The sequence below is a fragment of the Grimontia sp. AD028 genome, assembly GCF_000973155.1.
GTDB classification, from domain to species: Bacteria; Pseudomonadota; Gammaproteobacteria; order Enterobacterales; family Vibrionaceae; genus Enterovibrio; species Enterovibrio indicus.
Genome location: NZ_LASY01000115.1, coordinates 1 through 530, shown reverse-complemented (window position 1 = coordinate 530; position 530 = coordinate 1). Strand labels below are relative to the sequence as shown.

Below are 530 nucleotides of genomic sequence, written 5' to 3'. Positions count from 1 at the left end.
TTCAGGCTGTCATCAAGCGTATCAACCATAAAGTCGGTAGACGTAGTGCCTGCCGCAATGACCACATCACGGGTAACCGGCGTGACATCGCCATCTTCCGTGGTCTTGTGAGCCACGACGATAGTCACGGTGAAATCAGCGGTTGGCGCTTCGCTGAGTGTCAAGGTGTAGCTGGCCGCTTCACCTTCATTCACTGAGGCATCGCCCGTCAGCGTCAGGGTTGGTGCGTCGGTGGTGGTGCCATCATTGATGGTGGTTTCGACAGCGGCCGGTGCGGTTGGCTGCGCTTCAAAGTCACCACCGGATGTTGAATCTACTGACACAGTAAAGACATCATCATCCGCCGATTCATTGAGGCTGTCATCCAGGGTGTCGACGGTGAAGTCAGTGGACGTGGTGCCTGCCGCAATGACCACATCGCGGGTCACCGGCGTGACATCGCCATCTTCGGTGGTCTTGTGAGCCACGACGATAGTCACGGTGAAATCAGCGGTTGGCGCTTCACTGAGTGTCAAGGTGTAGCTGGCCGC

1 protein-coding gene is annotated in these 530 nt (G+C 57.0%); it reads right to left on the bottom strand.

The genetic code is table 11. The annotated features are described in order from the left end of the window. A partial coding sequence (locus tag RN22_RS25205; protein ID WP_046307311.1) for a hypothetical protein occupies positions 1–530 on the bottom strand: 530 nt, incomplete at both ends.